Annotated in this window: 2 protein-coding genes; one reads left to right on the top strand and one right to left on the bottom strand. The window is 68.7% G+C overall.

Annotated features, from left to right (window positions below; genetic code table 11):
• Positions 1-130: 130 nt before the first annotated feature.
• Positions 131-397: a hypothetical protein gene (locus VF665_RS07925; RefSeq protein WP_331052872.1), complete on the bottom strand. Its 267-nt coding sequence runs from the start codon at positions 395-397 to the stop codon at positions 131-133.
• A gap of 629 nt (positions 398-1,026) precedes the next feature.
• On the opposite strand from VF665_RS07925, the gene gcvP reads away from it, so the two are divergent.
• Positions 1,027-2,983: aminomethyl-transferring glycine dehydrogenase (gcvP, locus tag VF665_RS07920; protein WP_331052871.1), on the top strand; the 1,957-nt coding region annotated here is incomplete at its 3' end.

The raw sequence follows: 2,983 nt of genomic DNA, 5'->3' as shown, positions 1-2,983 counted from the left end.
CATGACCAGAGCGGCTGAGGGTTCGGCGCAGCGCTCCGCTCAGGATGACAAAGACTTGCGCTGTAACGGGTTATGGGCGTAGGGACTGTCACCCGGAAAAAACCCGCCCCCCTCGCCGGGCCGCCAAACCTCAGCCGCCGGATTCCAAGCCGCGCGGCGAGGTGACGGAGTGGTCGGCCACGTCTTCCGCGCCGGACATCCGGGCGCAGTGCGCACAGCAGTAGAAGGTGCCGTTCGCCTCCACCCCGTGCCCCAGCACCTTGCACCCGCAGTGCGCGCACACCGGCGCCAGCTTGTGGATGGCGCACTCAAAGCTGTCGAACACGTGGCGGTTCCCCGCCGTGATCACCTCGAACGAGAGATAGTACTCGTTCCCGCACACCTCGCACTTCGCCATCGTCGCCTCCGCGGATCGTGGTGGGCCTGCACCGGAGCGCGCCTCCCCCCCGCATCCGCCGCGCCACGACCTCCGCGGCCGTACGATCAGCGCCGAGCGAGCAGGTGCACTTGCCGCTGGGAGCACAACGGTGTTCAGGTCAGCATGCCGCGTCGCGGTTTTCGGGGAGACGAAGCGTGCGCACCGCGCCTGGCCCGCCCGGTCAACCAAAGCCGCTGCCGCAGTCCGAAGGCGGACTTCGTGCCGGTCCAGCGGCAAATTCCATTCGCTCTGGACGGGGGGAGGCGAGGTACAATGCGATCCGCTTCCAAGCCGCCGCCGCAGTCCGCGGAGGCGGACTTCGTGTTCTTTGAGGCGCGGTTTCAACCGCCGGGCCAACGTCGCGGGCGTCGCCTTATCGCCATCACCGCCAACGTCGCGGGCGCGCACCGTATCGCCATCACGCCGAAACACGCCCCGAACCCGCCGCGAGCCTCCGGACGCCGAACGACGTCCTTTCCCGCCACCCTCCACCCTCCCGAACGGCCTGTAACACAGCGGTGTATACGGGAATCCGCACCCTTTGCCTTGGCGGAGCCTTCCGACTAGATTCACGCGGCTTACCCGCAACCTGCGAATGGATGTAGATCGTGGATAGATCAGCACTTACGCATACGGACACCTTTGTCCGCCGCCACATTGGGCCGGACGACGCCGAGATCGGCCGCATGCTGTCCGCGCTCGGCTACGGCTCGCTGGACGACCTGGTGAACGCCACGGTCCCCGCGTCCATCCGCCTGGGCCGGCCCCTGGCACTGGGCCCGGAGCGCAGCGAGTTCGAGCAGATCCGCGAGTTCCGCGAGCTGATGTCGCGCAACCGCGTATTCCGCAGCTACCTGGGGATGGGCTACCACGACTGCATCACCCCGCCCGTCATTCAGCGCAACATCCTGGAAAACCCGGGCTGGTACACGCAGTACACGCCCTACCAGGCCGAGATCGCGCAGGGCCGCCTGGAAGCGCTGCTCAACTTCCAGACGATGGTCATCGACCTCACCGGCCTGCCCATCGCCAATGCGTCGCTGCTGGACGAGGGCACCGCGGCGGCTGAGGCCATGGCGGTGGCGTACGGCGTGGCCGGCAGCGAAACGCGCAACACCTTCTTCGTCTCGTCGCTCTGCCATCCGCAGACCATCGACGTGGTGCGCACCCGCGCCCACGCCCGCGGCATGGACGTGGTGGTGGGTGACCACGAGACGTTCGACTTCACGCAGCCCGTCTTTGGCGCGCTGCTGCAGTACCCCGCCACGGACGGCGAAGTCATTGACTACCGCCCGTTCACCCAGCGCGCCCGCGAAGAAGGCATCGTGGTGGTCGCCGCGGCGGACCTGCTTTCGCTCGTCCTCCTCACCCCTCCGGGCGAGTGGGGCGCCGACATGGCCGTGGGCACCACGCAGCGCATGGGCGTGCCCATGGGCTTCGGCGGGCCGCACGCGGCGTTCTTTGCCTGCCGCGACGAGTACAAGCGCCAGATCCCCGGCCGCATCATCGGCGTGAGCGTGGACGCGGACGGCGGGCGGGCGCTGCGCATGGCGCTGCAGACGCGCGAGCAGCACATCCGCCGCGAGAAGGCCACCAGCAACATCTGCACGGCGCAGGTGCTGCTGGCGGTGATGGCGGGGATGTACGCCGTCTACCACGGCCCCGAGGGGCTGCGCGCCATCGCCGGGCGGGTGCACGCGCTGGCCGAGCTGCTGGCCGCCGGCGCGGAACGCCTCAACTACCGCGTGGTGCACGGCGCCTTCTTTGACACCGTGCGCATCGACGTGGGCACCCGCGCCGGGGGAATCCTGGCCGCGGCGCGCGACCGCGGCATCAACCTGCGCGCCTACGACGACGCGTCGGTGTGCATCGCGCTGGATGAAACGACGGGGGTGGAAGACGTGGAAGAGGTGCTGATCGCCCTCAACCGCGGCACGGCGCTTCCGTTCCAGATGGACGACCTGGTAGACGGGCTGGCGCCGGAGATCGCCGAAGGCTTCCGCCGCCGCAGCGGCTTCCTGACGCACCCGGTGTTCAACCGCTACCACTCCGAAACGGAGATGCTGCGGTACATCCGCACGCTGGAAAGCCGCGACCTGTCGCTGACGCACAGCATGATTCCGCTGGGCTCGTGCACCATGAAGCTGAACGCCACCGTGGAAATGATGCCGGTGACGTGGCCCGAGGTGTCGCGCCTGCACCCGTTCGCTCCGCCGGAGCAGACGGCGGGCTACCGCGAAATGTTCCGGCAGCTGGAGGCGGACCTGGCGGAGATCACGGGCTTTGACGCCGTGTCGCTGCAGCCCAACGCCGGCTCGCAGGGCGAGTTTGCCGGGCTGCTGGTCATTCGCGAGTACCTGGAGGCCAAGGGCCAGGGCAAACGCACCATCTGCCTGATCCCGCAGTCGGCGCACGGCACCAACCCGGCCTCGGCGGTGATGGCGGGAATGAAGGTGGTCGCGGTCGCCACCGACGCCAGCGGCAACGTGGACGTGGACGACCTGCGCGCCAAGGCCGAGCAGTACGGGGACAGCCTGGCCGCGCTGATGGTGACCTACCCGTCCA

It is taken from the genome of Longimicrobium sp. (assembly GCF_036387355.1).
Classification (GTDB): domain Bacteria; phylum Gemmatimonadota; class Gemmatimonadetes; order Longimicrobiales; family Longimicrobiaceae; genus Longimicrobium.
This window is presented reverse-complemented; position numbering and strand designations above follow the sequence as displayed.

Coding starts and splice junctions, on each gene's coding strand:
- VF665_RS07925 (WP_331052872.1), bottom strand. CDS start 397: ATGGCGAAGTGCGAGGTGTGCGGGAACGAGTACTATCTCTCGTTCGAG.